The organism is Metabacillus dongyingensis, from assembly GCF_019933155.2.
Classification (GTDB): domain Bacteria; phylum Bacillota; class Bacilli; order Bacillales; family Bacillaceae; genus Bacillus_P; species Bacillus_P dongyingensis.
The window spans coordinates 2661232-2675668 of the sequence record NZ_CP082944.1 but is presented as its reverse complement, the minus strand read 5'-3'; the positions used below and the strand labels follow the sequence as shown (position 1 = coordinate 2675668).

The window sequence follows — 14437 nt, the reverse complement described above, 5'->3', positions numbered from 1 at the left end:
TATTTATATTCTGTTATCAACACTAAACAATAAGTAATCCACAAAGTCCAAATAAACCCTCAAACTCCGATACTCCCGATCCCTGATTTTTTCATATTCCCACCACTTGCCGTAATTCTTTTGTATTGATAGTTGTTCAGGATATTTTATTTCTCCAAACACCCTATAAACGATTTTTAACGTTCTCTGAACTCTTTTCAAAGTTTTATCTTTCTTTGCCTGGTTAAACAGAGATTCAAAGCAAATCTTATTTTCCAATATAGACACCGTTTGAATCACATCAATAAAGTGTCTCAGTGAATCTAAATTATGACGCCATGCATGAAGCACAATCATATAAAAAGCATGCTGGTGGGAGAGTTCTTTAATATGCTGATAAGCCATTATAGGAACCGCATCATTCCAAAACTCAATAATGTCCAGCTCTGAGGTATTTTCTTTTAATAGGTTCCAATGTATTTCGACTCTTAATGGAATGGAGGAACCAAGAAAATCCAATCTGTAGCTGCAGTGAAAGTGATCTTTAGGACCCTCATCTTCATAGATGAATCCTCGGTTTCTAAGTATTCCATCAACCGTTTGTCTGTCTTTTTGATGGATCAGTAAGTCAATATCTGAAGTAGATCTTGCAGCGATATGTCCAAAGTATTTTTCCGCAAAATAGACACCTTTTAAAGGGATGGTGTCTATTTTTTGAGTTTCAAATAATTTTAATATCTTTTCCATTTGCACTTTAATAAAAAGGTTTTGAAGCAAGATTTGATCTGTTGCTTTCTTTAAGTAGTCAGTGAAAAAAGCAGGTGTTTCATTCAGACGGTCATGTTGTTTTAATAGATGATAAACTTGAGGTTCAATTGAAAAGTGATGAATATCTTCTATTAAATTTTGATAATCGCTTTCTTTTTCTGGTAATTTAGTTTGATTAAATAATGATTGTAAAAAGTGTATGATCATCTTTCATCCATCCCTTATTGAGAGATTGCTTGTAATGAAGGCAGCTTTTCTTTTGCTTTAAATGTCAGGTGTGATAATTTCCTATATAGACCTTCTTGAGTAATCAATTCCTCATGTCTCCCCATCTGAACAATTTTCCCTTCATCCATTACTACAATTAGGTCTGCATGCTGAATCGTCGATAAACGATGGGCGATAATGAGTGTCGTTTTGTTTTTGATTGCGGCTAATGCTTCTTTGACAAATAGCTCACTTTCACTGTCGAGTGCGGATGTTGCTTCATCTAATAACAGGATAGGTGCATTTTTTAAGATGGCTCTTGCAATGGAGAGTCTTTGTTTTTGTCCTCCTGATAGGCGAACGCCTCTTTCGCCGACTTCTGTGTCATACTGATTTGGCAATGTCATGATGAAATTATGAATGTTTGCTTGTTTTGCTGCAGTAACGAGCTCTTGATTTGAAATGTTTGGCCGTGCGAGCAGGAGGTTATCTTTGATTGTTCCAGAGAAAAGAAAGGTTTCTTGCGCAACATATGCGAAAGAACTTCTTACAACAGATGGGGGAAGGAGTTCTGCTGGATTGTGATCCAGTGTAACCATTCCGCTGTCTGGCTGATAGAAGCCTTGGATGAGGTGAAAGAGTGTTGATTTTCCTGCACCGCTTGGCCCGACAATCGCAACTGTTTGGCCTGCTGGTATATCTAATGTCATGTTATCTATCGATTTTTTTTGCTGATCGTAACTAAAGGTAATGTTCTTCAGTTGAATAGAGCCTTTGATTTTTGATGGAATGTATTCAGGAAGATGGTTTAGTTCAACTTCTTCATTTAATACGTTTGATAGTCTTTCAACTGCTGATGCTGAACTTTGGAAGCTGCCCCAAATTCCTGCTAAACCGGTAAGCGGGGAGATCAAATGCTGCATCAGAGTAACGAAGGTGAGCAGCGAACCAACTGTAATCATGGATTTAGAAACAAAATAAGCTCCCAGGCAAAGTCCCGTTATATAAGTGATGGAAGTAATGGCTTCTCCGCCAATATAAAAAAAACCGCGAAGTTTAGTATTTTTCATTTCTAATGTAAAGAGATCCTGGTTTTGACTGTTTTGCTTTTGAGACATTTTTTTCTCTAAAAGAAAAGATCGAATAACGGATAAACCCTGAAACATTTCATTAAGTGTACTGTTTATATCACTGATTTGAGTAAACATTTTTCTGCTGTTGTTTCTTAGCAGAATGCCAAAAACAGCCCCAATAGCAATGGCAAGAGGGATCACAGAAAAACCTATTAAAGCCATCTGCCAATTGATGATAAACATGTAAACAGAAACAGCAGCAAATGTTAAAGGGAGCTGAATGAGATAAAGCAGATTACTGCCGATGACTCCTTCGATGCAGTTGACATCGTTTATGAAATGAGTCATTAAATCTCCAGTTCGCATGTTTGATGTTTTTTTCACTGGCAGAAGAAGAAGATGCTTTAAAACTTGCTCTTTGAGTTCTAGTTTTACTTTATTGATTGTTACGGACTCTAAATAAGTGTAAAAGTACGTCGTTGCCAAGCTTATACTTAGTAAACCAAGGCCAAACGGCAGCAGCCATTTTAGTTTATCCGTTTCATTTTGAACGGCAGCATCTGTGATCGTTCCAAAGAACCAGGCAAAACCGATCGTTAATAAAATTTGTGAGAGCATAGTAAAAAAAAGAGATATGTAGGATCTTTTGTACTTTAATAGATAGGGACCCAGCAAAGCGAATGTCCTGCGGATATCTTCTATTAAAAACATGTTCTTGAATGTGTTCCATTTCTTTTTTATCATAGCGCTTCACCGAGTCTTCTTTTTAAATAGAAGCGGAACAGCCGTGCAGAGAAGGGAGAAGAAACGACCGCTTGACTGTATAGAAATGGAAAAGGCTTATGCATCATGATCATGCCTTTCTTTTTTTGAACTGATTCCAGGCAGCCAATCACTTGAGCAGGTGATACTGGCTCATCCAGGCATTCGTTTGTATCTCCTTTTAGGATGTAATGCCCCTTTTCATAGCGGTATAATCTGTGGGCAATCAGCTTCCCTGATTTGGAATAAAAGAGAAGGATCTGTCCTTTTTTAAGGTTTCTATGATCGAATTTTATAAATCGGCAAATTTCACCTTTTTGAATAAAGGGATACATGCTGAAGCCTTCAGCCGGCAAGTCAATCCATCCGTGTTTTTCAATGGTCGCTTTCAATAGATTGACTGTATTCTGATCAAACCGCATGTTCAATCAATCCGTATTGTTCCAATTCTTTTAGAAAGCACTGAAGCTCATGTTTTGTTTCCTGATTGTCTTTATTAAACTGAGTTTGAAAAGACAGAACCAGTTCGTCTACAGTGTGCGCATCTTTTAGCAATGACCAGCAGAATCCGCCCGTTTCATTTAACTTCGTAATGGTGAATTGACCGGAGTGGAGAATCATCCATTCTCCATCGATTTCTACTGTTTCGCAATCAGGTGCCTGTTTATAATATGTCATGAAATCATCTCCCAAAATCGATTATTTTTTTGAAAATAAAGATCATAAATGTCAACATGCTCTACGAGAAAGCGCAGCATAGTAAGAATTCTTTTCGTTTCTTCTTTATTGCTGGGCCAATAGAATACTTTATCCAATAACGCTAAAAGGGCAGATGGTTTATCAACCCGGTTTCTTTCTATTGAAAGAGATTGATGGAGAAGGTCAATGCTCAGCAGTTTTATATTAGAAACAGGTGCATGTCCATGCAATTCACTTCTGAATGGCGAGTCAAAGGCCAGAATTCCCTCTTTATCGATTTTTATGATTGTTGCTTCGTCAGACAATAATGGGCGGGGAGCAGAGAGTTTGGCTGCTGTGGATTTTCCTGCTCCAGAATGTCCTGTGAAAATGTGTGCACCATTTGTCTCAAGGACGCAAGAAGAATGTAGAAGAATCCCCCAGTTTCTGTGAACGATAAAAGAACTGTAAAGGTTCATTAAAGCGTGTTTTAGTGCGAGTTCATTGTGAACGTGCACTTCCGCTTGCGTGTAATTTGGGTCAACTGTAATTTTGTAATCTGCTCTTTTAAATGTGATGGAAGTTAGAGTTTCAGAAACGTCTACATCATAATTCTTAAAGGGCTGACCGTAGCCTTTCTCAATTAATATCGATAAATCTATTTTTCTGCCATGATCTCTTATTAGGAATTGGTGAGTTAAAAAATTTACTAGTTTCTTATTTTCGCAAACCAGTCTTATATTATGCTCACCAATTTTAGTATTTATATTGGTCATATCGTTCTCCTCAATCATCATATAAAGAAGGCCATAAGACTTATGGACCTTCTTTATTGTTGATATTAATTTCCTTTTCCCTTTCCTCCTCCATTATCATGGCGGGGACCGGTATATGGCGGATTAGGATAATGAATTCCGCCGTTCCCTTTACCAGGGTGATCCACATTACCATGGCCTTTATTCCAGCTCTGAGCTGTCTCAAACCGAACCGGCTGGTGACTTAAAACCATAGGACGTGATACATTTCCATCATATTCATTCTTCATAGTAGGCCTCATTTCTTAATTTAATTCTTTATAAAGAACAAAAAGGTTGTATATAAAATGTTTCAGAATAGCAAATAAGATTTTTGTTCTTTATAAAATAAATTATAGTTCTTATTAACGTACATTGGTAGTTTTATTTTTCGACAAACAGTACTATTTTCACATATTTAAAGAAAATAATGATTATTCGTCTAAATAGCAGCACATTGTAAAAGTTTGACTATATAATCGAATTATTGATATATTTGATAATATAATCGAATTTCTAGGAGGTTTCATGAAATGCCCCAACACCCAGCCTCAATTTTCATCATGGACATCCAAAATTCCTCAGCAGAGGGAATGGGAGAAGAATTATCAGCCTATTTAGAAAAAATGGTAAAATGGATTAAGACTTGGACAAATGATGAAGTGATTGTGAAACACCGCAGGGGAGATGAAATCATCTTGATTGCAAATGGGTATTCAACTGCATATGAAATTGCCCATTTCATCAGCGTCATATGGAACCTGCCAGACAATCCTCCATATTTCGGAGTTACCTTTGGAGACATCAGTAGAGAATTAAAAGAGATTGATATCGAAACGTGGATTCATCCCATGATCAAGCTTGCGAGGGAAGCCAATGAATCTCTGAAAAAAGAGGGAGATGAAAGATCTCAGTTCAAGTTTTATATAAAAGAAAACCGGGCTGAAGTTCAGCTATTGATGAATTCCCTGCTGATGATGCATCAAAAGCTTGTGAATGAACAAACAGATCTGCAGAAGATGGTGTTTTCCTTATTTGAGATTTTTAATCAGCAGAGAAAAGTGGCAAAGATTTTAGGCAAATCCCCATCCACGATATCAAGTCACTTTAAGAAAGGGAGCGGGGAAGAATTAAGAATGATTTTCATTAATTTGAACATTGTTTTGAACTCGCTTCAGCAAAAAGAATTCCCTGATTCACATCCAGCTCTGCCAAAATTGCAGCAGTCCATCCGCACTTATTTACAGCAGCACATCAGCGAATGGTATTCAAAAGAGGAAGGAAAGGGGAACCTATGATTTTATTAAGTCTCATTCTGGCTCATTTAATTGCTGATTTTTTTCTCCAATCGGATGAGATGGTGAGAGAAAAGCTGAAGAATTTGAAAAAGCATATGCTGCATCACTTTATTGTCCTTTTACCGGCAACGCTTTTGTTCTGGGGGTTGTCCTTTGATTTTGCAAAGCCACTGAAATATGTCGTTTTGCCGATTTTGTTTTTATTAGGCACTCATTTTCTGATCGATTTTCTAAAAATAAAGCTGCTGGACAAAACAGTCGGCAAGCAAAACATGAAAAAGCTTTTCTATTTTATTGCAGATCAGATCATCCATCTGGCAATGATTATCACTGCTTCTCATTTGTTTTTTAAGGTAACTTTTTCTGGACTGCTGGAAAAAGGAATTGAGCTCTTAACAGAGAATTCTTCTTTAAGTATACTGAATTCCGTCCTTTTTATTATCATTATTGTGATTTTAGTGACAAGTGTAAGCGGGCATATAATCCGGATTTTGCTCGGGACGCTGCCTGATCAGCTGCTTTCGTTTGAGGGCAGGTATTCTTTTAAGAATGAGCGGAAAGAGGAGCAGATGAATTCAGCCGGCGGACTTGTAGAAGAGTACACTTATTATACTTTTAATAAGCATGATCTATCACGGGGAAAGCTGATCGGATACATCGAGAGGCTGCTTGTCATCATTTTAACTTTTTATAGTGCTTATCCTGCGATTGCATTCATTGTGACGGCTAAGTCAATTGCGCGATTTAAACAGATGGACGACCGGAATTGGGCTGAGTATTTTCTTCTTGGGACATTAACATCCATGTTTCTTGGCATTTTCTTTGGCTTGCTGCTGAGGGAAGTTTTAATTTAAAAGAAGGAGATGTTGTCAGTGAGGCAGATTATTGCGATGGGGGGCGGAGGATTTTCAATGGAGCCTGAAAATCCGCTGCTTGATCAATACATATTAAAGCAAAGTATGAAGGATCTTCCGAAAGTTTGTTTTGTACCGACTGCAAGCGGGGATCAGAATCAATATATAGAAAAGTTTTATGATGCCTTTCATTCCCATTCATGTGTTCCTGATCATCTAGCTTTGTTTGATCCTCATTTTTATGATTTGGAGGATTTTGTCATGTCGCAGGATATTCTTTATGTTGGAGGCGGAAGTACGAGAAACTTGCTTGTTTTATGGAAAGAGTGGGGGTTGGATTTGATTATTAGAAAGGCTTATGAGAACGGGACCATACTTGCAGGTTTGAGTGCGGGAGCTATTTGCTGGTTTGAAGAGGGGCTTACAGATCCCATGAACGCTCCGCTGTATAAATTAAACGGACTTGGCTTCCTGCATGGCAGCTGCTGCCCTCATTATGATGGGGAGGAGAAACGCAGACCTGCATATCAGGAACACATTTTATCCGGTAAAATGAAAGCAGGATACGGCCTTGATGATGGTGCTGGGATTCACTTTATAGATGAAAAACTTTATAAAATTGTCAGCTCAAGACAGAATGCCAGAACTTTTTTTGTCAAAAAATCAGAAGATTCCATACACGAAGAAGAAAAATTCCCCTTATACTTGGGTGATCAGTAATGCAGCTGTTTTTTCAATACAATTGGCGTGTAAGAGAAGAGTGGTTTGAATGGTGCAAAAATCTGACTGACGAAGAATTGCAGCAAAAACGGTCAGGAGGAGTCGGCTCCATAATTGAAACTCTGCTCCATATCATTGATGTGGAATACAGCTGGATCAATGTGCTTAAGGGTGAAAAGATCATCGATTTTACGATCAGGGAATACCACTCACTTGAAAAGATTATCCGATTATCGGGAGAACTGCAGTCAGAAATGATCACGTATCTGCAAAATTGGAACATTGCATGGGAAAATGAAAATGTAACTCCGCCTTGGATGGACGGCACCTATAAAAAAGGGGAAATCATCCGCCATGTCATTGCCCATGAAATTCATCACGCAGGACAGCTGTCCGTCTGGGCAAGAGACATGGGGAGAGAACCTGTTGGAGCAAGTTTTATTGGCAGAGGGTTCATTCCAGAAAAAAAAGCTGGATATCCAGCTTTTTAAAAAGACTCATTCACTTCCCAAGCTTCTACTAATTGATAGGCAGCATTGTAATCATATCCTTTTCCGAGCAGATAGGACATGGCGGCTACTTCCATTAGAGCATGCTGGTACGACGTGAAATGTGCTTCTTTTAAACCATGCTGTACAAATGGGTGAACAGCATTTAATGTGGATGATTTTAGTTTTTGCATGACTGGCTTAGGATAGCGTGCGTATGGATATGGCATGTAATGATACAATTTAAAACCTCCTCAAGATGATCATCATTAGCATATGCAGGCTTATCGGCTAAGTTCCTGCAAAATTCCGTATTATTTTTATTGATAAGAGCAGATACTATCAAAAAAATGATAAGGATGTTGAAGATGGAAAAAACGATGATCAAAGGGCTGTTTGCACTATGTGCAGTATTGTTCCCTTTTGTAATACGGAAGCCAAATGTAAAGGAAATGCTTATTGTCTTCTTTTCCAAAGGTATATTGTCTACCCTTATTGATGCTTATGTTGTCAATACTAAAAGAGTCAAGTATCCTGTTAGGCCATTTTCAAAAATTTTCAATACAAATATTCTTTTTGATTTGGTGTTTTTTCCGTTATTAAGTGTCATTTGGGTCCGTCAATCTTACAAAGATAAATTACCGGGGATCCTGTTGAAAAGCTTAACCTGGAGTGTGCCGATGTCCATTGCTCAGTGGTATATGGAAAAAACGACCCGTTTATTTAAATGGAAGAAGTGGTCTGTCTTTCATACCTTTGCAAGTATCAGCTTTACGCTTTTAACGATAAGAGGACTTGCTGCAGTTGTGAAAAGGACAGATAAAAATGCAGATACATATCAGGACTATTAATAGGAAATGGGACCTTAAGCAGATCTCATTTCTTGTTTTCGGTCAATTCTCAAATTAAAGACTAGACCAAATAATACAAGCAATCCTCCAAGTATTTTCCCTTGAGACAATTCACCAAGTGTAAAGTAGTCAATGACAATCCCCGTAAATAACTGACCTATGAAAATAAAAAGAGTTAAATAAAATGCAGATACTTTCGGCGTGAGATAGCTTGAAAGAAAGATGACTATGACTCCTGCTGCACCGCCTAAGTAAGCCCAGCTTGGAACTTGTGTAAAGTCTAAGGTCGAAAAGGAAACTGCCTCGCTGCTGAATAAAAGAAAAACCAAGGATAACATCAGGCCTGTCACAAAATTGATGAGCGTACCTTCAAGTAAACCAATTTTGTCTGCAAGGTTGGAATTGATGATTCTTGCGATAACAATTGAAACTCCTGCTAAAATAGAAATAATCAAGTAGATCATTGTAAATACCTCCTTAATAAAATGTCATAACAGCACTGCCCAGCAGAATAAATGCCAGACCTATGCATTTTGTTTTGTTGAATTTTACGGTTTTCATACCCAGCAGCCCGTAGTGATCGATGATAATGGCAGCCAGGGACTGCCCTAACAATCCAAGGGCTATCGTGACAGATACCCCAAGTGACATGAAGCTGATATTTGAAAAAAGGACGGTAAGCACTCCAATGGCGCCAGCGCTGTACAAATAAAGCGGCAGTCCTTTTTGGAAATGAATAGGTTTTTTTATAAATAAGAAAACGGCGCAAATAGCAAGAAGACCGACGAGATGAATGGCAACGCTAGAGGTGTAATTTCCTATGCCATTTGAGAGTTCTCCGTTCAATACAATCATAATGGCAATAAAAGCGCCAACAGCAGCAGAAATCAGGTTGTACAAAAATATTCACTCCTTTTATAGATGTCTTGTTTCATTATCCATATATAAAAGAGATATAATGATGACATATGTCACATTGCGCGAGGTTTTTTATGAAAAAATTACAAAATCAGAAATTGTTTGAAGAGTATATAGCGGTGAACAAAATAGCCGGCTATTTTTCCGAGGATATGAAAGCATGGATGGAACTGTACGTCTTTTCAAAAAATGAATATTTATGCCGGGAAGGAGCAGAAATGGATTATCTCTATTTTTTTGTAGATGGACGTGCAAAGGTTTACACGACATTAAGCAACGGGAAATCACTGCTGCTCTCATTTTATGAGGGATTTAAAGTGCTGGGAGATGTAGAACTATTCCAAGTGCGGGGAGCAGCATCAAGTGTTCAGGCTATTGACGATACATATTGTATTGGCATTTATTTGCCGCAAGTAAGAGAAAAATTGCTTCGGGATCCTGTTTTTTTAACCTTTATGGGATATTCTCTATCCGACAAGCTGAACAGGCTTTCAAAAAATAGCTCCATCAATTTGTATTATCCGCTTGAACATAGACTTTCAAGCTATATTTTAGCTACTGGTGTGAAAAAGGAGAGCATCCTATTTAAAGAAAATCTGACGTACCTCTCTGAAATGCTCGGCACAAGCTATCGTCATCTTCTGCGGACTCTGGATATGCTTTGTAAAAGAGGTACAATCCTCAAAAGAGAGAATGCTTATGAAGTGATGAATGAGAGTGAATTGCGAAAGCTTGCAGGGGATATTTATAGGTAGGCAAGAAAAGAAAGAATGAATTGACATCCAGTAAATGTTTCGAATGATGCGGGCTGACATTTTCTGAGGACTTCAGTTAAGTGAGCTTCTTTATTTTGCCTATTTTAAATCGGCACGGAAAACGGGGTTTCAATATTAGACTAATTTATAAAGTCAGGCTTATAAATTGAAAAGTTTGTAAAGCGATTACAAAAGCGAAGCTTATTTAACTTTCAACAAAACCTGCAGGGGATATTAATAAATAGTAAAGACCCAAAAAAATATTTTGGGTCTGCTTTCATCTGCTTATCACTATTTTCCTATCATCTTATGAATGGATTTAACCATGATTTCAATGTTCTCTTTAGTAATTTTATCAAGCATTGCTGCTTCTGCTTCAATTGCGATTTGAACTAAAGATTGTTTTGCTTAGAGAACAAAGTGGCATTGCTGACTTAAAGCGGGTATGCTTTAATCAGAAAATACCTGGTACAGATCATGTTCTTCCTCCGAATGCAGCAGGATGCAATGAAGAAGATTTTTCAGTGTGAAAAATGCAGGGGCAGCCTCTGCATTTTACTTTTTCTCAGGATAGAGCAAATAGTTTAAAACGATATTTAAAAGTAAAATCAAAATGATAAATGCAATTCCCGGGCCTAATACAATCCAGGGCGCCGTCATCAAATCAAATTTGCTTTGGCCGATCATGCCTGCCCATTCCCCTGACTGAGAAAGAGAGCGTTCGTCATCTCCAAAAACCCCGCCAGGTTTATCTCCGCCAATAAAAATTTCAAATATCCCTAAATAAATGAGCAGCAAAAGGGTTTGAATCATCTGCTGGAAAAAGATGATCAGAATTCGTTTATTCAGAACGGGTAATATGTGTTTAAAAATAACATGTCTATTGTTCGCCCCTAAATGATAGGAAACTTCAATATACGGTTCTTTAAGGATTTGCTTAATTTCGCCTGACATCAGCAGCATGACCGGTGAAATTCCAACGATGAAAATAACTAAAAATTGGAAGGTGATCATAGGTGTATATCCTATTTCATCTTTAATAATATTCAGTGGCCAGATTAAGATAAAAACCAGAATGAACGAAGGTATGTATTGATATGGAATTAAAAAGCACTTTGCCAATGATTGGATGGACCTGGGCAAAAAGGCAAAAACAGATCCCGCAGCCACAGCAGCCAGTGTTCTTAGAATCGAAACGCCAAGAGCGAAAGTAATAGTGTATTTTGCTCCTTCCAATAATCTGAGTCCTAAATCATTTCCATTTCTGTCAGTCCCAAATGGCTGCTTAAGAGATGGAGGAAAAGGAGCTGTGCCCGCAATATCGCCATTTTCATCGTATTTTATTATCACAGAACTTGTCTGGCTTTTAAATCCAAACTCATAAATAAAACTCATAAGGAGAAGCAGCCCAATAAGTATGCAGGGAAAAAAGACAAATAATAGCTTCTTTTTATTCATGCTGAGTACCTCTCATTAATAAAGAATACCATTTTTTAAAAATCCACTGCAGTAACCCGAATGGAATCAGGATAAGCAGAATGCCAATTGCGATTACTTTCTGTTCCATATATCCAAATAAAAATCCAGTGATGCCATTCATTTGAAAAAGAAATTCAACCGCCACTAAGCTGGAAAGCATAAACCAGTAAATAGAGGAAATGTGATGGTGCAAAGAAATAAATACATTTCGCAGAACATGTTTAATGAAAATATGTAAATTGGATACTCCTTTGGCTTTTGCAAACTGGACGTATAGCTTTGCATGTTCCTCTTCTAAAATATTGATAAGTGAACGGATCATCAGGGCGATCGGTACAAAACTTAGACATAGTATCGGAAATAGGTAAACTTTATCTTCTAAACCATAAATCTGAAGCACTTTTATTCCCGTGCTTTTGAAAAATGAGATAACGCCGTATTGAAAAGCCAATATCAAAATGACATCTGGTATTGATTCAAAGATCATCAGGATGCCGCGAGCGATTTTTCGCATATGGGCTGAAGCAAGTATATACAAGGCTGAAAATAAAAATGCTGAAGTCAGTGAAATCAAAAATGAAAGGAATAATATGCTGATGGAATAAAAATAGGCATTGAAAATAAAAGGAAACAATTCAAGCTTATCTCCATAGCTTACAAACGTTAAATCAAATGGAGTAAGAATCTCAGCAGTAATTTGCCCAATTGCATTTAGATAGGATACTGGGAAAAATCCAAATTCAACAGGAAAACCATCTTTTTCCAAGAAGACTAAAGAAGGTAATGCTGCAATGCTGCAGCTGCCCAGAATGATTAGGATTATTTTTAATAATAGGGTAACGAATTGTTTCAGTCTAATATTTACCATATATGTCAGGCACATCCTTTCGCACATTCTATTGTACCAAAAGTGAAAAGGGAAATACCGTAATAATTCATATTATGATAGAATGTTAATTGTATAGTTTTGCAGGAATATTCCAAACTTTAGCCCTATTAATTATTCCTCATCTAAACAAGAATAGAAATACATATGATTTTTCTGCAAGAATTAGGGGTGCTTTTACTTATGACAGCTTCAGATGAGTTAATTCGGTTTTTAGATGAAAATATTTCTACTTTTATCGCTGCATGGCGGCAAAATATTACGATTTCAGAAGACGATCTTCATCAGGAAGAAGTAGAGAAAAACGGGATGAGGATGTATGGATTGGTGAAAAAAACGATTCAGCAGCCGTTAAGCTCAGATGAAATTGATATTCTGGCTAGTAAGGTAGCTCTAGAAAGAGTAGAAGCAAATGTAAACATCGGTGATTTCATAAATAATGTGAATCTTGGAAGACGTGCAGTGATTAGTTATATTGTCAGTTCTGGAATTCCGCGAAATGATCTGCAGCCTTATATTGAAGAAATCAATGCACTTTTTGATCAGTTTTCTTATTTTGCTGTAAAGAAATACACTGAGGTTAAAGAAGAAATATTACAGGAAAAAATTTCATTCATTGATCAAAGCCATAAAGAGAGGCTGACCATATTGGGTCAAATGTCATCAAGCTTTGTCCATGAATTCAGAAATCCGCTTACAGCTGTAAAAGGCTTCATTAAACTGATGCAAAATGATCATCCTGATTTGAAGTATTTGGACATCATCAGTCATGAGGTTGATCAGCTGAATTTTAGGGTGTCACAATTTCTCCATGCATCCAAAAAAGAGACGATAGAGAGTAAACGTGAAATGCTTGACCTCAGTGAATTATTAGATGAGGTTCTATCATTTATGTATCCCAGTCTTCTTGATGGCAGCGTCAAAGTACAGGAAATCTCCAAAAGAGAAACAAGGGTTATTGCGAGCAAAGATGAATTAAGGCAGGTATTTTTAAATCTATTGCTTAATTCCATTGATGCGCTTCAGAAAATAGTGTCTGACCGGACGATTACGATTGAATTTGAAATAATTGATAACATGACATATGTACATATTGGCAACAATGGTCCAATGATTCCGCCGAAGCAAATTCAAACGATATTTGAACCTTTTTTCACTACAAAAGAATTAGGAACGGGAATTGGTCTTTACATCTGCAGAAAAATAATTGAAAGTCATCAAGGGACAATTCAATGTTATTCTGATGAGCATTCGACCCGGTTCTCCCTATCACTTCCGCATATTACCTCATAAAAGAGGACCTGGAATAGAATCCAGGTCTATTTTAAATTCTTTATTAATTTTGATGTGATAATCGCCATAAATAAAGTACTGATAATAAATCCAATCAGCATTTCAGAAGCAGCAATCATATTAGAGATTACCCCAATCGAAGTAATATCTCCAAATCCAGTTGTAGTGAACGTCGTAATACTGTAGTACAAAAAGTCATCACCTGAAAGCTCTTTTCCCGAGAACTTAAAGGATTTTTCTCCTTTTATCAGGTATATTTGCATATAAAGATTTGCATAAGTTGTTATAATTAATGAGAGAAGAAAGCCAGACCCTGTAAAGATGTTTTGAAGGCTTTCCTCCGTTTTAGGGATAGTGATAATAAATTCAAAAAGAAAATACAAACAAATAAGGAGCATAATTAATAAAGCTATAAAAAGGATGAAATGAGGTATATTTACTTTTAAAAATGTTTCTATCAGAAGCAGGGTGATCATGAATACGTTTAGACTAAGGTATATATACAGTTTTTTTTTATTAAAATCATGTTTTGCCAGCATAGTTCCCTCGTTATAGTGGATTTCTACTATTTTCTCCTTTCAAAAAAATCTCATACAGTATACTTTTTTCACTATTTAACACAAAAGTGCGTACT

At 37.0% G+C, this 14437-nt stretch carries 19 protein-coding genes; 7 read left to right on the top strand and 12 right to left on the bottom strand.

Annotated elements, in window-relative coordinates; translation table 11 throughout:
• Positions 1-3 precede the first annotated feature (3 nt).
• The 6 genes from K8L98_RS13285 to K8L98_RS13260 all read right to left on the bottom strand — a co-directional run bounded on the left by K8L98_RS13285 (position 4) and on the right by K8L98_RS13260 (position 4512).
• Entirely contained in the window at positions 4-954 is a 951-nt protein-coding gene (locus K8L98_RS13285) for a nucleotidyltransferase family protein (RefSeq protein WP_223435360.1), read from the bottom strand.
• Positions 955-968: 14 nt separating this feature from the next.
• A complete protein-coding gene (locus K8L98_RS13280; RefSeq protein WP_223435357.1) occupies positions 969-2771 on the bottom strand; it encodes an ABC transporter ATP-binding protein in 1803 nt (600 codons plus the stop codon).
• Positions 2768-3211 (bottom strand): S24/S26 family peptidase, encoded by a 444-nt coding sequence (locus K8L98_RS13275; RefSeq protein WP_223435356.1) that lies wholly within the window; start codon positions 3209-3211, stop codon positions 2768-2770. Before K8L98_RS13275 ends, K8L98_RS13280 begins: the two co-directional genes overlap by 4 nt.
• The gene (locus tag K8L98_RS13270) at positions 3201-3467 is read right to left on the bottom strand and encodes a PqqD family protein (protein ID WP_223435354.1); all 267 of its coding nucleotides are present in this window, start codon (positions 3465-3467) and stop codon (positions 3201-3203) included. The genes K8L98_RS13275 and K8L98_RS13270 overlap by 11 nt, the downstream gene beginning before the upstream one ends.
• Positions 3464-4243: a hypothetical protein gene (locus K8L98_RS13265; protein WP_223435352.1), complete on the bottom strand. Its 780-nt coding sequence runs from the start codon at positions 4241-4243 to the stop codon at positions 3464-3466. The genes K8L98_RS13270 and K8L98_RS13265 overlap by 4 nt, the downstream gene beginning before the upstream one ends.
• 65 nt (positions 4244-4308) lie before the next feature.
• Complete coding sequence (locus tag K8L98_RS13260) at positions 4309-4512, bottom strand: hypothetical protein (RefSeq protein ID WP_223435351.1); 204 nt, start codon at positions 4510-4512, stop codon at positions 4309-4311.
• A 282-nt stretch (positions 4513-4794) separates the two neighbouring features.
• Here K8L98_RS13260 and K8L98_RS13255 point away from each other — a divergent pair, with 282 nt between their 5' ends.
• Genes K8L98_RS13255 through K8L98_RS13240 form a run of 4 tightly spaced genes read left to right on the top strand, consistent with a single transcriptional unit; the run spans position 4795 to position 7624 of the window.
• Complete coding sequence (locus K8L98_RS13255; RefSeq protein WP_223435350.1) at positions 4795-5559, top strand: sigma-70 RNA polymerase sigma factor region 4 domain-containing protein; 765 nt, start codon at positions 4795-4797, stop codon at positions 5557-5559.
• On the top strand, positions 5556-6413 hold the full coding sequence (locus tag K8L98_RS13250) for a DUF3307 domain-containing protein (RefSeq protein WP_223435349.1): 858 nt from the start codon (positions 5556-5558) through the stop codon (positions 6411-6413). The genes K8L98_RS13255 and K8L98_RS13250 overlap by 4 nt, the downstream gene beginning before the upstream one ends.
• Before the next feature lie 18 nt (positions 6414-6431).
• Positions 6432-7133, top strand: a complete 702-nt coding sequence (locus K8L98_RS13245) for a Type 1 glutamine amidotransferase-like domain-containing protein (RefSeq protein WP_223435347.1) — start codon at positions 6432-6434, stop codon at positions 7131-7133.
• Positions 7133-7624, top strand: a complete 492-nt coding sequence (locus K8L98_RS13240; protein ID WP_223435346.1) for a DinB family protein — start codon at positions 7133-7135, stop codon at positions 7622-7624. Before K8L98_RS13245 ends, K8L98_RS13240 begins: the two co-directional genes overlap by 1 nt.
• Here K8L98_RS13240 and K8L98_RS13235 read toward each other — a convergent pair.
• Positions 7621-7863 (bottom strand): hypothetical protein, encoded by a 243-nt coding sequence (locus tag K8L98_RS13235; RefSeq protein ID WP_223435345.1) that lies wholly within the window; start codon positions 7861-7863, stop codon positions 7621-7623. The genes K8L98_RS13240 and K8L98_RS13235 overlap by 4 nt on opposite strands.
• A gap of 126 nt (positions 7864-7989) precedes the next feature.
• Here K8L98_RS13235 and K8L98_RS13230 point away from each other — a divergent pair, with 126 nt between their 5' ends.
• On the top strand, positions 7990-8472 hold the full coding sequence (locus tag K8L98_RS13230; RefSeq protein WP_223435344.1) for a CBO0543 family protein: 483 nt from the start codon (positions 7990-7992) through the stop codon (positions 8470-8472).
• Positions 8473-8486: 14 nt separating this feature from the next.
• On the opposite strand, the gene K8L98_RS13225 is transcribed toward K8L98_RS13230, so the two are convergent.
• Together K8L98_RS13225 and K8L98_RS13220 are read right to left on the bottom strand one after the other, a co-directional pair.
• Positions 8487-8936: a DMT family transporter gene (locus K8L98_RS13225; protein WP_223435343.1), complete on the bottom strand. Its 450-nt coding sequence runs from the start codon at positions 8934-8936 to the stop codon at positions 8487-8489.
• A gap of 13 nt (positions 8937-8949) precedes the next feature.
• Positions 8950-9372, bottom strand: coding sequence for a DMT family transporter (locus K8L98_RS13220; RefSeq protein ID WP_223435342.1), 423 nt, complete (start codon positions 9370-9372; stop codon positions 8950-8952).
• A gap of 92 nt (positions 9373-9464) precedes the next feature.
• On the opposite strand from K8L98_RS13220, the gene K8L98_RS13215 reads away from it, so the two are divergent.
• Entirely contained in the window at positions 9465-10145 is a 681-nt protein-coding gene (locus K8L98_RS13215; RefSeq protein ID WP_223435341.1) for a cyclic nucleotide-binding domain-containing protein, read from the top strand.
• A 555-nt stretch (positions 10146-10700) separates the two neighbouring features.
• Here the strand turns inward: K8L98_RS13215 and K8L98_RS13210 are convergent.
• Together K8L98_RS13210 and K8L98_RS13205 are read right to left on the bottom strand one after the other, a co-directional pair.
• Positions 10701-11603: an ABC transporter permease subunit gene (locus K8L98_RS13210; RefSeq protein ID WP_223435340.1), complete on the bottom strand. Its 903-nt coding sequence runs from the start codon at positions 11601-11603 to the stop codon at positions 10701-10703.
• Entirely contained in the window at positions 11596-12492 is an 897-nt protein-coding gene (locus K8L98_RS13205) for an ABC transporter permease subunit (protein WP_223435339.1), read from the bottom strand. The genes K8L98_RS13210 and K8L98_RS13205 overlap by 8 nt, the downstream gene beginning before the upstream one ends.
• Before the next feature lie 201 nt (positions 12493-12693).
• On the opposite strand from K8L98_RS13205, the gene K8L98_RS13200 reads away from it, so the two are divergent.
• Complete coding sequence (locus K8L98_RS13200; protein ID WP_223435336.1) at positions 12694-13803, top strand: sensor histidine kinase; 1110 nt, start codon at positions 12694-12696, stop codon at positions 13801-13803.
• Between the two features lie 26 nt (positions 13804-13829).
• Here K8L98_RS13200 and K8L98_RS13195 read toward each other — a convergent pair whose 3' ends face one another.
• The gene (locus K8L98_RS13195; RefSeq protein ID WP_223443408.1) at positions 13830-14066 is read right to left on the bottom strand and encodes an ion channel; all 237 of its coding nucleotides are present in this window, start codon (positions 14064-14066) and stop codon (positions 13830-13832) included.
• Between the last annotated feature and the right edge of the window lie 371 nt (positions 14067-14437).

Bases quoted from the DNA above. Each gene is read 5' to 3' on its own strand.
- K8L98_RS13285 (WP_223435360.1), bottom strand. From the start codon at position 954: ATGATCATACACTTTTTACAATCATTATTTAATCAAACTAAATTACCA.
- K8L98_RS13280 (WP_223435357.1), bottom strand. From the start codon at position 2,771: ATGATAAAAAAGAAATGGAACACATTCAAGAACATGTTTTTAATAGAA.
- K8L98_RS13275 (WP_223435356.1), bottom strand. From the start codon at position 3,211: ATGCGGTTTGATCAGAATACAGTCAATCTATTGAAAGCGACCATTGAA.
- K8L98_RS13270 (WP_223435354.1), bottom strand. From the start codon at position 3,467: ATGACATATTATAAACAGGCACCTGATTGCGAAACAGTAGAAATCGAT.
- K8L98_RS13265 (WP_223435352.1), bottom strand. From the start codon at position 4,243: ATGACCAATATAAATACTAAAATTGGTGAGCATAATATAAGACTGGTT.
- K8L98_RS13260 (WP_223435351.1), bottom strand. From the start codon at position 4,512: ATGAAGAATGAATATGATGGAAATGTATCACGTCCTATGGTTTTAAGT.
- K8L98_RS13255 (WP_223435350.1), top strand. From the start codon at position 4,795: ATGCCCCAACACCCAGCCTCAATTTTCATCATGGACATCCAAAATTCC.
- K8L98_RS13250 (WP_223435349.1), top strand. From the start codon at position 5,556: ATGATTTTATTAAGTCTCATTCTGGCTCATTTAATTGCTGATTTTTTT.
- K8L98_RS13240 (WP_223435346.1), top strand. From the start codon at position 7,133: ATGCAGCTGTTTTTTCAATACAATTGGCGTGTAAGAGAAGAGTGGTTT.
- K8L98_RS13230 (WP_223435344.1), top strand. From the start codon at position 7,990: ATGGAAAAAACGATGATCAAAGGGCTGTTTGCACTATGTGCAGTATTG.
- K8L98_RS13225 (WP_223435343.1), bottom strand. From the start codon at position 8,936: ATGATCTACTTGATTATTTCTATTTTAGCAGGAGTTTCAATTGTTATC.
- K8L98_RS13215 (WP_223435341.1), top strand. From the start codon at position 9,465: ATGAAAAAATTACAAAATCAGAAATTGTTTGAAGAGTATATAGCGGTG.
- K8L98_RS13210 (WP_223435340.1), bottom strand. From the start codon at position 11,603: ATGAATAAAAAGAAGCTATTATTTGTCTTTTTTCCCTGCATACTTATT.
- K8L98_RS13205 (WP_223435339.1), bottom strand. From the start codon at position 12,492: ATGGTAAATATTAGACTGAAACAATTCGTTACCCTATTATTAAAAATA.
- K8L98_RS13200 (WP_223435336.1), top strand. From the start codon at position 12,694: ATGACAGCTTCAGATGAGTTAATTCGGTTTTTAGATGAAAATATTTCT.
- K8L98_RS13195 (WP_223443408.1), bottom strand. From the start codon at position 14,066: ATGCAAATATACCTGATAAAAGGAGAAAAATCCTTTAAGTTCTCGGGA.